We start from the raw sequence: 16,504 nt of genomic DNA on the forward strand, positions 1-16,504 counted from the left end.
AAAAATAAATTATATATCTTTAAAATAACTAGCCATTTAAATGATGATTTAAGCCATGAATAAGTTATTATAGTTTTAAAGGTTATAGTTTTAAGGTTTATAGTTTTAAGGGCTTATTTATTTTTTGTGAGATGATATCAGATTATTTGGGCTCTTATTAATTAGCCATTGCTTAGCGAAAAAAAAACCAATAATAAGTTCATGTAATTATGAATATTTACTCAGTAACTCAAGCTAATAATCATTCCTATTCCAGCCAAATAACCCTAACCGAGAGCTATAATAAAATTGGCTATAAAGGTGTAATTGTGATTGTTGATGATAGTCCGACTAATTTAGGGGTGATGTTTGAGTTGTTGAGCAATTCTGGCTTCAAAGTCTTAGTCGCTCAAGATGGCTATAGTGCCCTCCAGAAAGTCAACTATACTCAACCGGATCTAATCTTACTGGATATTATGATGCCCGGAATTGATGGGTTTGAAACTTGCCGTCGCTTGAAAGCTCAAGAGTCAACTAGAGACATCCCAGTTATTTTTCTGACGGCTCGTACTGATACTCTCGACAAAGTTAAAGGTTTCAAACTCGGTGCAGTAGATTATCTCACCAAACCAGTGCAGCAGGAAGAAGTAAGAGCGAGAGTCAACACTCACTTGAAACTCGGGCGTTTACAAAAGCAACTACAAGAACAAAATTTTCAGCTGCAACAGGAAATCAAGCAGAAACAAGAAGCTGAGCATAAATATCGCAGTATCTTTGAAAATGCCAATGAAGGCATTTGTCAAGTTACACCAGAAGGACAATTTATCACCGCTAATCCAGCACTCGCAAGTATTTTGGGCTATCAGTCGCCAGAACAACTGATTAATCAAGTCACGGATATTGGGAAACAACTCTACCTCGCACCGATGCGTCGTGACGATATATTAGCCCTAATCCACAAAGAAGAAACGTTATCAGACGTTGAGTCCGAAGTCTATCGGAAAGATGGTATGGTAATTTGGATTTCGGAAAATATACGAGCAGTCAGAGACAATTTTGGTGATTTACTCTACTACGAAGGCACAGTTAGCGACATTACAGAGCGTAAAAAAGCTGAAGATGAACTTCGTCGTGCCCGAACCCAAGCTGAGCTTTTGCTGCTTAATATCTTGCCCCAACCGGTCGCAGAACAGTTAAAAAAAGGAGAACGTACCCTGGCAGAAAGTTTTGAAGATGTCACCGTTTTGTTTGCTGATTTAGTTGACTTTACCAAACTCTCAACCCAAACCTCTCCCACCGAACTGGTCGAAATTCTCAATGTAATTTTCTCAGAGTTTGACCAACTAGCTGAGGAGCATGGTGTCGAAAAAATCAAGACGATTGGTGATGCTTATATGGCTGTTGCCGGTCTGCCAAAACCCTGCAATTATCATGCGGACGCGATCGCTAAAATGGCATTGGATATGCAAAAATTAATTGCGCAGTACAATGCTCAAACGAATCAAAATTTCCGTCTCAGGATTGGCATCAACAGTGGACCAGTGGTGGCTGGGGTAATTGGAATCAAAAAATTTAGCTATGATTTGTGGGGTGATACCGTAAATATGGCTAGCCGTATGGAATCTCAGGGTATACCAGGTAGCATTCAGGTTACAGTTAGGACCTATGAGAAATTAAAAGATAAGTACCGGTTTGATAAACGGGAACCGTTTGAAGTCAAAGGAAAAGGGAAAATGACTACTTATCTGCTCACAGGTCCTAAAGCAATGGGTAATGGGTAATGGGTAATGGGTAACTGACCTAACTATATTTGACTGAACCCTTGACGGATTTCTTTAGTTCAGCCTTTAGTTCAGCAGTTCAGCAACAAGGTAAATTAAACTAACCCATGGAAAAACGACCCAGATTGAGCAACCTGTGCTACTATCTGGGAAAATCCTCCTAGCTGAGATCACCAATGGGTAAGGTTCTGGTGTTAAACGCCTCCTATGAGCCGCTCAACATCACCAACTGGCGACGGGCAGTTGTCTTGTTGATCAAGGGTAAGGCAGAGCGTATCGAACATAACGGCAAATACGTTTACGCAGATTTTCCACTGCCTACAGTGATTAGACTGCGCCATTACGTACGGGTACCCTACAAAGAGATTCCCCTTACCCGTCGTAACATCCTGCACCGTGATGGTCACTCTTGTCAATACTGCGGCTACAGTGGTGATGACTTAACCTTAGATCATGTGATTCCTCGTTCTCGCCATGGAGGTGAGTCCTGGGAAAATATTGTTACAGCTTGCGTGCGCTGCAACGTCAAAAAAGGGAATCGCACCCCCAAAGAAGCCAACATGATGTTGCAAACCCAACCCCGGAGACCTTATAGTAGTCTCCACTTTGAAATTGCTAAACACTTAAAAACTGGACGGCATCAGGAATGGCGGAAGTATGTGATTGGTGCCTAGTCTGCTAACTCATGCCACGACTAATCAAGCCAAAAGGGGGTTGACCAATGGCTAATGACTAATGACTAATGGCTAATGACTGATGACTAAATAACTAATGACTAACAATTTACTTAACAGTGGTGCATCTAGCTTAGATTCAGAACAGGTTGATGCTAAAGCGCAACCGTCATCTACTCAAGATCTAAATCCCTTCGTGGGAAATTCCCAAACAAAAAGGCGGCAGTCGGCTACATCAGGTTCAAAAGTACATTCAAAAGTACAACAGTTGCAGGAGACTCTAGAGCGTCACCAACATGAGCGGCAACTGATCATCCTACAAGATTTCCCTGACCCAGATGCTCTCTCTAGCGCTTGGGCTTACCAGCTGATTGCCCAGCAGTATAATATCCAATGCGATATTGTCTATGCTGGTACCCTCTCTCACCAGGAAAACATTGCCCTGGTTAAGCTGACTGGTTTACCAGCCAAACGCTGGAGTGTCGAGACCACAAAAAATCAAGATTTATCGGTGTATCAGGGCTATGTGCTGATTGATAACCAGGGTACAACCACCCAGCTATTACCGATTGTTACCGAGGCCAATATTCCTCTAATTGCAATCTTTGATCATCACACTAGTCAAGGGGAGTTGAAAGCAGAATTTATTGACCTTCGTCCTCAAGCAAGAGCAACCGCGACGCTATTAACCCATTACCTTCAGGCTGGGTTACTACAGCTTGATAGTAGCATTAGTGAACACATCAAATGTGCTACAGCCTTGATGCATGGTGTGCGCTCTGATACTAATATGCTGATGCAGGCTCAGGAAGAGGATTTCTTGGCAGCTGGATATCTCAGTCGCTTCTACGACAGTCAACTGCTTAACGCTATACTCAAAACATCCCGATCTCGCCGAGTCATGGATGTGATTGAGCGATCGCTTAAATATCGCATTCTCCAAGATAACTTCTCTATGGCTGGTGTGGGCTATCTTCGCTATGAAGACCGGGATGCTATTCCCCAAGCTGCTGACTTTTTAGTTACTGAAGAAAATGTTCACACTGCTGTGGTTTACGGGATTGTTTACGATGAAGACCAAGAATTAGAAGTGGTGATTGGTTCCTTGAGAACCAATAAGTTAACCCTCGACCCTGATGAATTTATCAAAGAAGCTTTCGGTCAAGACAGTCATGGGCGTTTCTTTGGTGGTGGACGCATGATGGCTGGTGGCTTTGAAATTCCGACGGGATTCTTGAGTAGTTTTAATGACAAATCGGAGTATGCCAAGCTCAAGTGGGAGGTGTTTGATACCCAAGTCAAGCAAAAACTACTGCGGTTAGTTAATCCCGAGGATACGGTTATCTAGACTAACTAATACCAACTGATGAACTCAGGAGTGTTTTCAGTGAGCGCGATCGCATTTTAAGCGAATCTCAACATCAGCCCATGGAACTCTACTTAATTCGCCACGGTATTGCTGCTGAGCGAGGCACCTACCACAACGATCGAGAGCGGCCACTGACCAAAATTGGCCATGAAAAAACTAGTAAAGTAGCAAAAGAGCTCCAGAAACGAGGGCTACATTTTGACCTAATATTGACTAGTCCATTGGTCAGAGCTAAGGAAACCGCTGCTATCCTCCAAGATGTTGGTTTAGGCTCATTGGTTGAAGAGTCAGAGAGTCTCGCTCCTGAGGGTGACATTCACCAATGGCTCAGTTGGCTACAGCAGAGGTGGCGAAAGACTAATGCTCAAAGACGTTTAGCTCTAGTTGGCCATCAACCGGATTTAGCTAATTGGGCGGAAATGTTGGTGTGGGGAGTATCCAATCAAAAACTAGTGCTAAAAAAAGCTGGAGTAATTGGGTTAAAGCTTCCTAATACTGGCAAGCCCTTCGGTCGCAGTGAGCTATTCTTGCTGACCTCACCGAAATGGTTACTATAGCAATGGGGATTTGAGTTGTAAAACTTCTGAAGAGGGGGAAGACAGGCAAGACAGGTAAGAGGGGGAAGAATATCACGATTGGTTCTTTGAGCACAAATTCATCAAGCACAAATTCATCAAGATTGTTGGAGATTGCTATAATATAGTCATTACACTAAAAAGTAATAATCTTTGTAGCACGGAAGACTTAAGCACTAATCTCTGGTAAGTTACCCTGAGATGACTGAAGATTCTGTAGGTAATAACATGATAGCTTGCGAGTACCAGCCAGGTTTAGAAGGCATTCCAGCAGCTCAATCCAGTATCAGCTACGTTGATGGGCAGAAGGGAATACTAGAGTATCGTGGCATTCGGATCGAAGAACTCGCATCAAACAGTACTTTCCTAGAAGCCGCCTATCTACTGATTTGGGGTGAGCTACCTACTAAGAACGAACTTTATGAATTCCAGGAGGACGTTCGCCTCCACCGACGGATCAAGTATAGCATCCGGGACATGATGAAATGTTTTCCAGAAACTGGTCATCCCATGGATGCTCTACAAGCCTCTGCTGCTGCTTTGGGTCTGTTTTACTCCAAACGGGCTCTAGACAATCCAAAATACATTAGGGAAGCCGTGGTTCGGCTGTTGGCTAAGATTCCTACCATGGTAGCAGCATTTAAACAGATGCGCAAAGGGGACGATCCAGTACGCCCTCGGGATGATCTTAGCTATGCAGCTAACTTTCTGTATATGCTCAATGAGCAAGAGCCTACTCCCCTAGAGGCTCATGTCTTTGATGTTTGCCTGACCCTCCATGCCGAACATACTATCAATGCATCTACTTTTTCGGCTCTGGTGACTGCTTCTACTCTTACTGACCCTTATGCAGTAGTGGCATCAGCGGTGGGAACTCTAGCTGGTCCGTTACACGGAGGGGCGAATGAAGAAGTGATTACCATGTTGGAAACCATCGGCTCAGTGGACAATGTCCAGTCTTACTTGGAGGAGCGCTTGCAGCGCAAAGAACGAATTATGGGTTGTGGTCACCGAGTCTATAAGGTAAAAGACCCGCGAGCAACGATACTTCAGAACTTAGCGGAACAACTGTTTAAGGAATCTGGCACAGACAAGTACTACGACATTGCTTTGGAGTTGGAGAAAGCAGTGGAAGAAAAACTGAGCCACAAGGGGATTTATCCCAATGTGGATTTCTATTCTGGCTTAGTTTACCGGAAGCTGGGTATTCCGAGTGACTTGTTTACACCAGTGTTTGCGATCGCACGAGTTGCGGGTTGGCTAGCTCACTGGAAGGAACAGCTAGCAGTCAATCGAATTTTTAGACCTACTCAAGTCTACACTGGCACTCACGATGCTCCCTATATTCCTATGGAAGCTCGTTAGTTGTTAGTCATTACTTATTGGTTATTAGTTATTGGTAATTGGTGATTTTGGCGTGGGTGATTCTTGAGGAAAGTTCCACGAATACTTATGTACTCGGCTCCCTCAGCCAAATGCCTAAGTTTTCGTACCTAGTTTTCCTTGCTTCAAAAGCTGATTGCACCTCAAGTAGCGTGCGCTTCGCGCATATGATCCCCGAAAATAATAATTACCAATTACCAATTACCAATTAACTAATGAAATTTCCGTTAATAAAAAAATTCAATAAATTTATAATTTGGACATTAATAGGAGTGGTGGTATTGGTAGGTTTTAACATTATCATTCCTGCCCCTCGCCATACCCCAAAAACTACCAATAAAATTCAAGGAATTTGGGTAACTCATATTGGTAACAACTTTCTATCCTATACAGGACAAACTGACAATGTATTTCACCAGTTATCTGGTCTGAATTTTAATCGAATTTACGTTGATGTTTATAATGGTGGAACTACCTATCCTAGTAAGTATTCCCTCAAAAATAACCGGATTACCTTACCATTCACCGACCCCCTAAAAGCCGCCATCAAAGAAGGTGAACGTCAAGGATTGAAAATCTATGCTTGGTATGAGCATGGCATGATGCTTCATCTGAATTCAAAATTTGCTAAGCAGCATCCCGATTGGCTCCTAAAGACGTCAACAGGAGAAAAAGCTATCGATCAACATCTGTGGCTAAATCCAAAGCACCCAGATGTTCAACAGTACTTCATTAATTTATTTACTGAAGCTGCAAAGAACTATCCCAATCTCTATGGTATTCAACTAGACGATCATTGGGGCATTCCAACTCAGTTTGGAAATCACGCCAGAGTGATGACAGAATTAACCCGTAAAATTTACCAAGCGGTTAAAAAAATTAACCCTAACTTAATTATATCTCTTTCTCCCAACTCCCCAAGTTTTTCCTACAGAAAATACTCTCAAAATTGGTTGTATTGGTTACGCCAAGGCTTGATTGATGAAGTGATCGTCCAAATTTATCGCCAGACAAGCCAAGAAGTAATCAATACTCTAAAATCTTCTGGTTTACGAGAAGCTAGTTATTACGTTCCGGTAGCGGTAGGTATCTACAGTGGAGAAGTCTATCGCCCTAAGCCCATCAATGAACTCAACAAGCAGATAGCAATAGCCGAAAACTATGGTTATGGTTATTCTCTTTTTTGTTGGGAATCTACCTATAGTCCCTTTCGTGGTGTAAAACCAGAGCACAAAGAAGCGTTTGTTAAAACTTACTTGGGCACAAAGAAGCTTTTTTTTAACCTTATAAGGTTTCTGGAACTATTAGTTTAAGCAGTTAGCTATAGCAAAGGGAACAGCGGATCTGGGAACAGGGAATAGGGAATAGGGAATAGGTAATAAGGAAAAAAAATTTCTGTACCTCATAGCGTTCAGAAACGTTATAGACTGAAGTTCCCCCTTTGACAAAAAGGGCAACCTATGCTGGGTAAGGAATAGCAGATTTTCTGTCGGTCATTTACTGGGTACAAATAGGGAAACACCAAGTAAATCTAACGCCTTTTGTTGGACTGGTGTGGGTTGAGTAATTTTCAAAAAAGTCAGATCAGCCCCCTCTAATTTAGAAGCAATTGTGTTGAGAGTAATTGTTCCTAAATCTGCCATCAAAGTGGAAAAGCTGTGTACGGGTAAGTTCTGGGCTGTCCGCTTCTTACGAGCCTTGGATAAAGCTTTTTTTGATCGTTTAACAGGAGTAACTCCATCCCAATCAATGGGGGTGCCCTCCTCGTCATCAAAAAGAATCGGTGCTAAAGCCTGCTTCATATGCCATTCCACATAATAAGCCAGCATACAAAGAAAAACGTGAGATTTAACTCGGCTTTCGAGATGGTGATAAATCGGACGGACTTTTAAATCCATCGTCTTATAAGAGCGAAAAGCCTGTTCGACTTGAGACAGACTTTTGTAAGCTTTCACTGTAGCTGGAGCATCTAAAACTTCGGTGTCTACAGAAGTACGAATGACATATAATCCATCCAAGGCAGCGGCGGCTTTTAAGCCTTGGGGCTTGCGGGTGTAGGAAAAGCTGTTGTTCGTGATTTCCAGTTCAAAGAACTTCCCCACTCGATATTTGTTAATCACCTTTCCGACTCGAAGGCCAATTTGGTCAGCACCCTTTAAAGCCCTTTTTTCTCGGAGAGTAGCTTGAACAATTTTTTCTAATTCTTCTTCTGTTTTCTGTAAGAGTTTTTCTCGTTTTTGAGCCCTTGACTCAGCAGTTATTGGATTGCGACAAGCGATTAATCTTTCCCCCGGATAATCTACGGATTCCACTTCCACTAAATTTTGTTCATCAAACAGTCCCAGTTGAATCACTTCTTGCTCAGCCAAGAGTTTGATTTGAGCAGCAGTTAAGGCTGTAATCCAATCGAGATCCTCCCTTGTCGAGAACTCTTGGTTGATACGGGTTTGAGTAATCATGCCTCTATCTCCAACCCAGATGATTCTGGAGAGTCCAAAGCGATGACGGACTTTCTCGATTTGTAAGGCCATTGTGGTAGTGTCGGATGTATTTCCCTCAAAAACTTCCACAGCAATGGGACATCCTTCTCGATTACACAGCAAGCCAAATACTATTTGTTGTTTTCCTCTCTCTTGGTGCGCGTTCCCTAGGTCGGGAAACCCGACCGGGGTCGCACCGCTTTTTTTGTCTCGACTATAACCGTAGCTTGCTAGAGGACAGGTTTTTCCCTTCGGCGAAGCCGACGCTACGCGAACAAAATAGGTGGAACTGACATCATACAGAACTAATGCACCCTCTTTTAAATGCTTTTTCGCCAGTTCATTTTCAATTCTTGTTTGTCTAGCTATCAGCCAATCTAGGGCTTCATATAAGTCATCTTCATCTGTTGATTCTAATCCGAGTAGATGGCTCAAAGATGAACCACAAGTTTCCTGATTTAATCCTCTAGCCGTTGCCAATTTTGAACAGGGGTCAATTATTCGGGCAACTATCATGGCGATGATAACTGCCCGATTTTTTGAAGCTTTACCATCTATTAGTTCTGGAACTCCTAATTTGTTCAGAGTGCCTAGAACCCCGGAAATATGGCCATGAGGTAAGCTTCTTTTTATCTGAAAAGCCTCCCCATAATTTTCAACGGCCACTCCTCCTTTGAGTACAATGCGTAAATTTTCGATGACATCATCAGGTAATTTAGACAGATTAGCTAGGGTGCGTTTACGAACTTTATTTCCTTCTCGGTATGATTCCCTGAGAAGGACAGCAGGTGGTGAGTTTCGATTGGGAACTCGTTCTATATACATGACTACATTATCGCCAAAGTTACCCAACCTTGAATCTTAAGAAAATTGGAAAATTACATGGGCACACAAAGAGTAGGCTAAATAAAGCTTATCCCTTATGGGGATAGCCTTTCCGTGCTCTAGTAGTACAAAAGTACAGGGGAACTTCAGTTATAGATGAGCCGAAACTATTTACTTAATTTACCTGTTTTAACTCATTTATCCTCTTTATCCTCTTGCCCTTTCTCTAGATAAATCCTCAAAACCAATTAAATTTAGTTAAATTTTATTAAGATTAATTAAGGTATGCCCTACCATGAAGCAAAACCTGATTGAAGGGAAGGTGAGCTCCCAGCTAACCCGACTAACGATACCGATGATTTGGGGAGTGTTTGCAGTTATTAGGATTTTAACAACTGAAAACTCCGTCACAAAGCGAGCGGAGATGAAAGTTGATAGCGGCTTGACGCGCCTTTTAGCTTTTTAGCTATAGGGAGTCCTGTCCCACTAAAAAAAAAAAATATAGCAACATGACTTGTAAATTTGTGCTAAACGTATTATAATAATATAACAGAAAAGGTCGAGTTCTGATGATCATACTTGAGTTCAAGGCATACGGGAAAAAGAAACAGTATCAATCCATAGACGAAGCCATCCGGACTGTGAAGTTTGTACGGAATAGCTGTCTCCGTTTGTGGATGGATAATAAAGGGTTTAACAAATACGACCTCAATAAGTATTGCAAAACCTTAGCTAAGAACTTTCCGTTTGCCAATGAACTGAACTCAACCGCTAGACAAGCTGCGGCTGAAAGGGCATGGTCATCAATTGCTCGCTTTTTTGAGAACTGTAAGAAAAAAGTATCTGGAAAGAAAGGTTTCCCTAAGTTTCAAAAGCATTGCAGGTCAGTCGAATATAAGCAGTCAGGATGGAAGCTGTCCCCTGACAATAAATCAATTACATTCACTGACAAGAAAGAAATTGGGAAGCTTAAACTCAAAGGTACATGGGACTTGTGGGGATTTGACAAGAAACAAATCAAGCGAGTTCGGATTGTCAAAAGGGCAGACGGTTACTATGTCCAGTTTTGTGTTTCAGTCGATGTAAAAGAACAATTAAAACCTGCTGATGCGACTGTTGGTCTAGATGTAGGTTTAAAAGAGTTCTATACCGACTCCAGAGGTAAGACTGAACCTAATCCCCGTTTTTACAGGACTGGGGAAAAGAGATTAAAGTTTTATCAACGCCGAGTTTATCGAAAAAAGAAAGGCTCAGCCAACCGTAAAAAAGCCATTAATAGACTAGGCAGGACGCACCTTAAAATAAGTAGGCAGCGTGAAGAACATGCCAAGAGACTGGCACGTTGCGTAATCCGGTCTAACGACCTGGTCGCCTATGAAGATTTGAGGGTAAAAAATCTGGTCAAAAACCACTGCCTCGCCAAGTCTATTAATGATGCTGGTTGGTATCAATTTAGAAAATGGATCGAGCATTTTGGGACTAAATTCGGCAGAGTAACTGTTGCAGTAAACCCTGCCTACACAAGCCAAAATTGTTCTGAATGTGGTGAAGTGCTCAAGAAGTCGCTATCAACTAGGACTCACGTTTGTAAATGTGGGTGCGAGTTAGACCGTGACCACAATGCCGCGATCAACATCCTTAAACGAGCCTTGGGTACGGTGGGGCACATCGGAACCCTGGTTTTAAACCAAAACGCTTGCAGAGAATCGACCTCTACTCTTCCTGATTCCGGTCTGGTTGAGCAAGTTGGCTCGTTGAAGCAAGAATCCCCGTGTCTTTAGACCGGGGAGTGTCAATGTCCCGATTAGCTATGCCGGAACAGGCGTGATTCTAGTTGCCAGTTCGACGTTTAATGCCTTAGGTAAACCCTTACCATCAGTGGTGATGATGGTGACTCGGATGGTAGTGCTTTACATCCCATTGGCTTATCTAGGCAGTCAGCTATTTGGGGTTAATGGTATCTTTGCCGCTGCCTGTATTTCTAATGTAGCTGTTGGCTTAGGGGCATATATCTGGAATCAGAAAACTTGTGATATCAAAACTGTTTTAGCATTAGAGAAAGAATCAGTTTCTGCTGGCATGGGTCAGCTTTGAGGTAAGCTATCAGCAATCAGCAATCAGCTATCAGCTATCAGCTATCAGCTATTAGCTATTAGCTTTTGAATAAAATTTAATCTGAATTAAATTATCCCGTTCGCGTAGCGTGGCCATAGGCCTGCATAGGTTTATTTTAAGCACCGATTGCGCTACTTGAGGTGCTGCGCGAACAGTAGCGTGGCCAAAAGCCAATGGCTGACGGCTGACGGCTGACGGCTGACGGCTGACGGCTGACTACTGACTACTGACTACTGACTACTGACTACTGACGGCTGACGGCACTTCAAGTAGCGTGGGCGTAGCATATATGCTTACCTTATGACTTCACTGCTTCCAGCTCCGTTCGCTTTCGGCTTTGCCGAAAGCGGAGCCCACGGCCTTAGCTCCCTAAAAACATGTACCTCACCTAATTAAAAACCGCTATATAACAAAAAAGTGTTCCGCAGATTACACAACCTTATGGCTATCAATACAAATGATTTTTTATAAAATTTTACCGGATATAAATGATGATTATTAATCAATAATAGTACAAAAAAAGAGTTTAAATAATAGTCAATTAATATAGCTAAAAACATTTTTGTAAATAAATGTTAATATTTTAATTAATCCTTGCATTTTCTCGAAGATTTATCTATACTATAGAAGGTAAAAAATGAGACTAAGAACCGCGCTGAGTATGCCCGTTAATCATGACCAGCGCGGCTTTCCTCCCAACCAAGTAGGAGTTACTTCTATGATGCAAAAAAAAATCACGATCATCAATCCCAGCTTTTCAGCAAGTCACCGGATCTCCCTTGGGAATACTGAATTCTGACCTCGAAGACTGTAAGCATTAAGCTTATGGGCTATGGGCACGGTACTTGAGGTGCTAAAGGGTGCATCTCCTAAAAGCTGTTTGGGCTGGTGGGTGGAATGGGCATCAGCCGTGGAATGGGCATCTTACCCATTACAATTTTCGGGCAGGCTTTCCCAACAAAGTGCGAAGAGGTGGAAAATGAAGGCAAGCCCCCCCTAAAGCACCACTAGCAACTACTGTAGTTATAACCTAGCTGTTGGATTAGGGGCATATATGTGGAATCAGAAAACTTGTAATATCAAAACTGTTTTAGCATTGGATAAAAATTAAGTGTCTCATGAAAACTTTAAACCCTAGTAACTTATCTCTTGAGGATGTTCATCGTCTTTTGAATCTTGAAGAAGATTATGATGGCTCATTCATGCCCTTGTTATCCTTAGAACTGCTAACAGAGGTTGAAAAGCAGGAACTGGTGCAAATAAAGAATGATTTTCGTCCCTATCTAAGATCAGGAAAAGTCTCTGAAGGCCAGGTAAAGTTGGTGGTTATTGCTCCATTGCTAAGATTAGCTGGCTTCTATCACTACCCGATTACAATTTCCGTGGAAGAGGGGATTGCGGAAATTGATAGTGAAGACGAGGAGACACGAATTACAGGGCGGCTTGATATTCTAGCAATAAACAACCAGCAACCAACACCAGCTAATAACTATTTTTGGGTGTTGGTGATCGAAACGAAAAACAGTCTAGCTGACGTAACAGCAGGTTTACCACAATTACTGACTTATGCCTCTAAAAGTTTAGAGCATCAAAAATCCGTATGGGGGCTAGTGACCAATGGATTACGTTATCAGTTTGTTTATCTGCAGCAGGAAACTTCCCCAACTTATCAGCTGATGCCATTACTAAACCTGATGGAATCTGAGAGTTCTATTCAATTGCTAAAGGTTCTTAAAGCTATCTGTAAACTCTGAAATGTCATATCCTAATGTGATATTATCAGCAGGGATGCTTGCCCTAGTCATTCTTATTTACCGGTCTGAAGTAAAAGTAGATACACCCTGCATTTAGTTAATCTCTCCAATTCTACCATTACAGAAACTGAAGCATCAAAACCATGAGTATCCTTTATGAAGACCAATCATTGTTTGTGATGACGATGGAATCACAATCCAATTTCATTATTTCCCTATTGGTTTAAGCATTCAGCTAATGGTAATAGCCAAGACAAAATCGGTTTGATTGATATCAACTCCTTAGGTTTTGACAATGCGGCGTGTGCCAGCTAGACCTACAGCGAATAAGCCTAATCCCAGTACAGTGGAGGGTTCCGGTACACCAACTGGTTTGTTATCAGAGGGGTAGACAACTTTTATAGGGGATATTCCTGTTAGTTTACTACTGCCTTCACGATTAGACCCTACACTTTGCAGACGCACTGCAAACTTTTGCTCCTTAAACATATTGAGAGTTAAGGCTTCTGTAGCGTGAGATAGGGTAAAGCTAGTGGCTTGAATATCATCACCTCCGATACCATTGGTGCCAATCTTTAAACCAAAATCGAATGAGCCAGGGTTGCTCGGACCACCACCGTTGAGATTGACACCATTGCCAAGATTCTTAGTATTGGTTACCAAACCCCCGGTTACATCATTGCCACTAACACTCAAATCATTTGAGTTCAAATTGAAAGTGTCGTTAATATCGAAGAATACCCCAGTGATGTCGGCCAAGGTATCAGTCACTTCAAAGTTAAACTTAACATCATTGCCAACTTCCTCTAAAGTAATGTTGACTGTAGCTGGAGAACCGGTAAATGGAGAAATATCGAAGTCAAGAGCAGCCGCTTCAGCAGAGATGGCGGTCAATGTAGAAGCAGCGATGGTTACAGTAGCAGCTGCCATTAAAGAGGGCTTGATGTTCATGAGTGTGTAATCCTTAACTTTTCTTAATTATCAGGATTACAGGCTGATGTTTGCATTCAGGTTGCTTCAATGTATCCCTAGTTGATGACTTACTGTATCACTTCCGCAGATAGCCTAGGTCTAATTCCATAATGGCGATAATTCCAATAATCCCGCAAAATCTTGTTGTGGTCAAAGCAGAGATTAGATGGAACTTCCCAAGGGTGAAAAATGCCGAGATTTTTAGCATCATCAGCCGCTTTTGGTTCACCAGTTGCTGTAGCTAAAAACACAATACTAATGGTATGTTTACGGGCATCACGACTAGGGTCAGAATACACCTGGAATTGCTCAATTAGTTCAACCTGTAAGCTGATTTCTTCCTTAGCTTCCCGCAGCGCTGCTGTTTCTACCGACTCGCCGTAATCTACAAAGCCACCGGGAATTGCCCAGCCTAGGGGGGGATTCTCCCGTTCAATCAAAATAATCGGTCGATGGGGTCGGTCGATTAGTTCAATAATGATATCAACAGTGGGAGCAGGATTACGGTATTGAGTAGAAGTCATGGGTTAGATAACATATGCTTGAGTATTTATCATATAGCAAAGGAAACAGGGAATAGTGAATAGGGAGTAGGGAGTAGGGAGTAGGGAGTAGGGAGTAGGGAGTAGGGAGTAGGGAAGTTCCGATCATAAATTCTGACAATTAATATTGTGTAATATTGTGAGAAATGCGATATGTCCGATTACCCTGACCCAAAAACTAGAGACTAGACGGAATTTTATCTCTCGCCTGAGTTACAATAATTTTTTATTCAGCTTCACCACGATAGACTCAACTCGCCGACGATGCTTTACTGTTAAAGCTTTACCATCAAAGCTTTACCGTCACATTTGAAATTTTTAGTTAGCAGAGGCAGTTGACTTCGGTGGTGTAACTATCCCACTGAGGGGAAGGTGCTATGTTTACGCTCATCAATGCTTTATTTGCTTTGATCATGATCGGGATTTTACTCCTGATCGGCAGGTTTCTCAAACAGAAAGTTCCGCTGTTTCAATCCCTTTATCTACCAGAATCGGTTATTGCTGGGGGAGTAGCATTGTTACTCGGACCAGGAGTATTGGGTGCGATCGCATCTACCGTATCAGGTACAGATTCCTTACTAGCTGGGGGTTTGTTTCCGAAAGCCATGGCAACATTTTGGTCTCAGTCTCCTGGTGTCTTTATCAATGTTGTCTTCGCCGCCTTATTTTTAGGTGAAGCTATCCCCAGTCCCATAAAAATTTGGCGCAAAGCGGCACCTCAGGTAGCATTCGGTCAAACCCTGGCCTGGGGACAATATGTGATTGGACTGCTGCTAGTTCTGTTAGTCTTGAGTCCGATATTCGGTGTCGATCCCATCGCAGGTGCATTAATCGAAGTTGCCTTTGAAGGCGGTCACGGCACCGCTGCTGGCATGACCAATACCTTTAGAAAACTCGGTTTTAACGACGGTGGTGACTTGGCTCTAGGCTTGGCTACAGTCGGTATTCTCTCAGGAGTGATCGCAGGTACCTGGCTAGCAAGCTGGGGCAGGCGCAAGGGATACATCCACAGGAGCCCTGATCCCAGCAGTGAGCTACAACAGTTTCGGGATAAAATTCAAAATACAATTCAACAGACAATTCAACGAGAACCTACGGAAGTCAGGTTAACCAGAGCGAGATTAATGGATGGTTTACTGATCGATCCCCTGTCATTGAACCTTGCTTTTGTAGGAGTTGCGATCGCAATCGGCTGGCTAATCCTGGCAGTGCTCAAGTTTATTGAGTCAGTTACTTGGGGAGCCGGTGGCTTTCAAGTCATTCAGTATGTGCCTCTTTTTCCCATGGCACTAATTGGTGGTTTGATTGTCCAAGTAGTAACCGTGCGTCTAGGACTGGGGTCACTAATTATTCGACCCTTGCAGGAGCGTATCTCTGGCGTAGCGCTAGATGTGGTAATTGTGACCGCATTAGCGTCGATTTCCCTAAGAGTGCTGGGAAACAACCTCTTGCCATTTTTAATTCTTGCGATCGCTGGCATCGTCTGGAACATCTGGGGATTTATTTTCCTGGCACCCCGTATACTCCCCAGATACTGGTTTGAGCGTGGCATCGGGGATATGGGACAATCCATGGGAGTGACAGCAACCGGTATCTTGTTGATCCAGATGGTAGACCCAGATAACCATACCGGTGCTTTTGAGAGTTTCGCCTACAAACAGTTGTTCTTTGAACCGATAGTAGGTGGTGGCTTGTTTACTGCTGCTGCACCAGCACTGATTGTGCAATTTGGCCCATCGGTAGTGTTACTGCTAACCACAGGATTACTAGCTTTCTGGTTAATCTTTGGTCTGTGGAACTTTAAGCGGATGAGAAAGACATTTAGGCAAGCTAATCTTTGAAGGGTTAGGGCGTGTTTTCTTGCCTCGGAGATCCCCCATTATCCCCCTTAAAAAAGGGGGACTTTGAGTATGGCTCCCCCCTTTTTTAAGCTATGCTTTATAAACATCTTTCTTAACATAAAAATTGACAAAAAGAGTCAAGTGTGCATAGAGAGGCGATCGCCCTAAATTGACAAAAAGAGTTAAGTGTGTATAAGAGTGCGATCGCTAATCT

Annotated in this window: 15 protein-coding genes; 11 read left to right on the forward strand and 4 right to left on the reverse strand. The window is 42.7% G+C overall.

Features of this window, described 5'->3' with window-relative positions; genetic code table 11:
• Window positions 1-209: 209 nt before the first annotated feature.
• From F6K64_RS21965 to F6K64_RS21990, 6 genes are all read left to right on the forward strand, one after another.
• Window positions 210-1,760: an adenylate/guanylate cyclase domain-containing protein gene (locus tag F6K64_RS21965; protein ID WP_008189675.1), complete on the forward strand. Its 1,551-nt coding sequence runs from the start codon at window positions 210-212 to the stop codon at window positions 1,758-1,760.
• Between the two features lie 176 nt (window positions 1,761-1,936).
• On the forward strand, window positions 1,937-2,434 hold the full coding sequence (locus F6K64_RS21970) for an HNH endonuclease (protein ID WP_008189673.1): 498 nt from the start codon (window positions 1,937-1,939) through the stop codon (window positions 2,432-2,434).
• Between the two features lie 97 nt (window positions 2,435-2,531).
• Entirely contained in the window at window positions 2,532-3,782 is a 1,251-nt protein-coding gene (locus tag F6K64_RS21975) for a DHH family phosphoesterase (protein WP_008189671.1), read from the forward strand.
• 80 nt (window positions 3,783-3,862) lie between these two features.
• On the forward strand, window positions 3,863-4,360 hold the full coding sequence (gene sixA / locus F6K64_RS21980) for a phosphohistidine phosphatase SixA (RefSeq protein WP_008189668.1): 498 nt from the start codon (window positions 3,863-3,865) through the stop codon (window positions 4,358-4,360).
• 246 nt (window positions 4,361-4,606) lie between these two features.
• The gene (locus F6K64_RS21985) at window positions 4,607-5,743 is read left to right on the forward strand and encodes a citrate synthase (RefSeq protein ID WP_044495241.1); all 1,137 of its coding nucleotides are present in this window, start codon (window positions 4,607-4,609) and stop codon (window positions 5,741-5,743) included.
• Window positions 5,744-5,976: 233 nt separating this feature from the next.
• On the forward strand, window positions 5,977-7,074 hold the full coding sequence (locus F6K64_RS21990) for a glycoside hydrolase family 10-like protein (protein ID WP_008189664.1): 1,098 nt from the start codon (window positions 5,977-5,979) through the stop codon (window positions 7,072-7,074).
• A 180-nt stretch (window positions 7,075-7,254) separates the two neighbouring features.
• Here the strand turns inward: F6K64_RS21990 and F6K64_RS21995 are convergent, their stop codons facing one another.
• Window positions 7,255-9,066 (reverse strand): IS1634 family transposase, encoded by a 1,812-nt coding sequence (locus tag F6K64_RS21995; protein ID WP_008189662.1) that lies wholly within the window; start codon window positions 9,064-9,066, stop codon window positions 7,255-7,257.
• 569 nt (window positions 9,067-9,635) lie between these two features.
• Between F6K64_RS21995 and F6K64_RS22000 the strand changes: the two genes are divergently transcribed.
• The 3 genes from F6K64_RS22000 to F6K64_RS22010 all read left to right on the forward strand — a co-directional run bounded on the left by F6K64_RS22000 (window position 9,636) and on the right by F6K64_RS22010 (window position 12,935).
• On the forward strand, window positions 9,636-10,847 hold the full coding sequence (locus F6K64_RS22000; protein ID WP_008189658.1) for an RNA-guided endonuclease InsQ/TnpB family protein: 1,212 nt from the start codon (window positions 9,636-9,638) through the stop codon (window positions 10,845-10,847).
• Between the two features lie 43 nt (window positions 10,848-10,890).
• Window positions 10,891-11,160: a hypothetical protein gene (locus F6K64_RS22005; protein WP_008189656.1), complete on the forward strand. Its 270-nt coding sequence runs from the start codon at window positions 10,891-10,893 to the stop codon at window positions 11,158-11,160.
• A gap of 1,139 nt (window positions 11,161-12,299) precedes the next feature.
• Entirely contained in the window at window positions 12,300-12,935 is a 636-nt protein-coding gene (locus F6K64_RS22010) for a hypothetical protein (RefSeq protein ID WP_008189653.1), read from the forward strand.
• A gap of 282 nt (window positions 12,936-13,217) precedes the next feature.
• Here F6K64_RS22010 and F6K64_RS22015 read toward each other — a convergent pair whose 3' ends face one another.
• The 3 genes from F6K64_RS22015 to F6K64_RS22025 all read right to left on the reverse strand — a co-directional run bounded on the left by F6K64_RS22015 (window position 13,218) and on the right by F6K64_RS22025 (window position 14,558).
• Window positions 13,218-13,886 carry a PEP-CTERM sorting domain-containing protein gene (locus tag F6K64_RS22015; RefSeq protein WP_044495188.1) on the reverse strand — a complete coding sequence of 223 codons (669 nt, stop codon included), beginning with the start codon at window positions 13,884-13,886 and terminating at the stop codon, window positions 13,218-13,220.
• Window positions 13,887-13,975: 89 nt separating this feature from the next.
• Window positions 13,976-14,431 carry an NUDIX domain-containing protein gene (locus tag F6K64_RS22020; protein ID WP_008189649.1) on the reverse strand — a complete coding sequence of 152 codons (456 nt, stop codon included), beginning with the start codon at window positions 14,429-14,431 and terminating at the stop codon, window positions 13,976-13,978.
• Complete coding sequence (locus F6K64_RS22025) at window positions 14,409-14,558, reverse strand: hypothetical protein (RefSeq protein ID WP_154659946.1); 150 nt, start codon at window positions 14,556-14,558, stop codon at window positions 14,409-14,411. The genes F6K64_RS22020 and F6K64_RS22025 overlap by 23 nt, the downstream gene beginning before the upstream one ends.
• Before the next feature lie 30 nt (window positions 14,559-14,588).
• On the opposite strand from F6K64_RS22025, the gene F6K64_RS22030 reads away from it, so the two are divergent.
• Both F6K64_RS22030 and F6K64_RS22035 read left to right on the forward strand, forming a co-directional pair.
• Complete coding sequence (locus F6K64_RS22030; RefSeq protein WP_287266305.1) at window positions 14,589-14,762, forward strand: hypothetical protein; 174 nt, start codon at window positions 14,589-14,591, stop codon at window positions 14,760-14,762.
• Window positions 14,763-14,826: 64 nt separating this feature from the next.
• Window positions 14,827-16,290 carry a sodium/glutamate symporter gene (locus F6K64_RS22035; protein WP_008189647.1) on the forward strand — a complete coding sequence of 488 codons (1,464 nt, stop codon included), beginning with the start codon at window positions 14,827-14,829 and terminating at the stop codon, window positions 16,288-16,290.
• Window positions 16,291-16,504: the final 214 nt, after the last annotated feature.

The sequence above is a fragment of the Moorena sp. SIO3A2 genome, assembly GCF_010672265.1.
GTDB classification, from domain to species: domain Bacteria; phylum Cyanobacteriota; class Cyanobacteriia; order Cyanobacteriales; family Coleofasciculaceae; genus Moorena; species Moorena producens.

Excerpts from the sequence above, each read along its gene's own strand:
- F6K64_RS22025 (WP_154659946.1), bottom strand. The coding sequence starts at position 14,558 with ATGATCGGAACTTCCCTACTCCCTACTCCCTACTCCCTACTCCCTACT.
- F6K64_RS22035 (WP_008189647.1), top strand. The coding sequence starts at position 14,827 with ATGTTTACGCTCATCAATGCTTTATTTGCTTTGATCATGATCGGGATT.
- F6K64_RS22010 (WP_008189653.1), top strand. The coding sequence starts at position 12,300 with ATGAAAACTTTAAACCCTAGTAACTTATCTCTTGAGGATGTTCATCGT.
- F6K64_RS22020 (WP_008189649.1), bottom strand. The coding sequence starts at position 14,431 with ATGACTTCTACTCAATACCGTAATCCTGCTCCCACTGTTGATATCATT.
- F6K64_RS21965 (WP_008189675.1), top strand. The coding sequence starts at position 210 with ATGAATATTTACTCAGTAACTCAAGCTAATAATCATTCCTATTCCAGC.
- F6K64_RS22015 (WP_044495188.1), bottom strand. The coding sequence starts at position 13,886 with ATGAACATCAAGCCCTCTTTAATGGCAGCTGCTACTGTAACCATCGCT.
- F6K64_RS22000 (WP_008189658.1), top strand. The coding sequence starts at position 9,636 with ATGATCATACTTGAGTTCAAGGCATACGGGAAAAAGAAACAGTATCAA.
- F6K64_RS21975 (WP_008189671.1), top strand. The coding sequence starts at position 2,532 with ATGACTAACAATTTACTTAACAGTGGTGCATCTAGCTTAGATTCAGAA.
- F6K64_RS21995 (WP_008189662.1), bottom strand. The coding sequence starts at position 9,066 with ATGTATATAGAACGAGTTCCCAATCGAAACTCACCACCTGCTGTCCTT.
- sixA (WP_008189668.1), top strand. The coding sequence starts at position 3,863 with ATGGAACTCTACTTAATTCGCCACGGTATTGCTGCTGAGCGAGGCACC.
- F6K64_RS21985 (WP_044495241.1), top strand. The coding sequence starts at position 4,607 with ATGATAGCTTGCGAGTACCAGCCAGGTTTAGAAGGCATTCCAGCAGCT.
- F6K64_RS21990 (WP_008189664.1), top strand. The coding sequence starts at position 5,977 with ATGAAATTTCCGTTAATAAAAAAATTCAATAAATTTATAATTTGGACA.
- F6K64_RS21970 (WP_008189673.1), top strand. The coding sequence starts at position 1,937 with ATGGGTAAGGTTCTGGTGTTAAACGCCTCCTATGAGCCGCTCAACATC.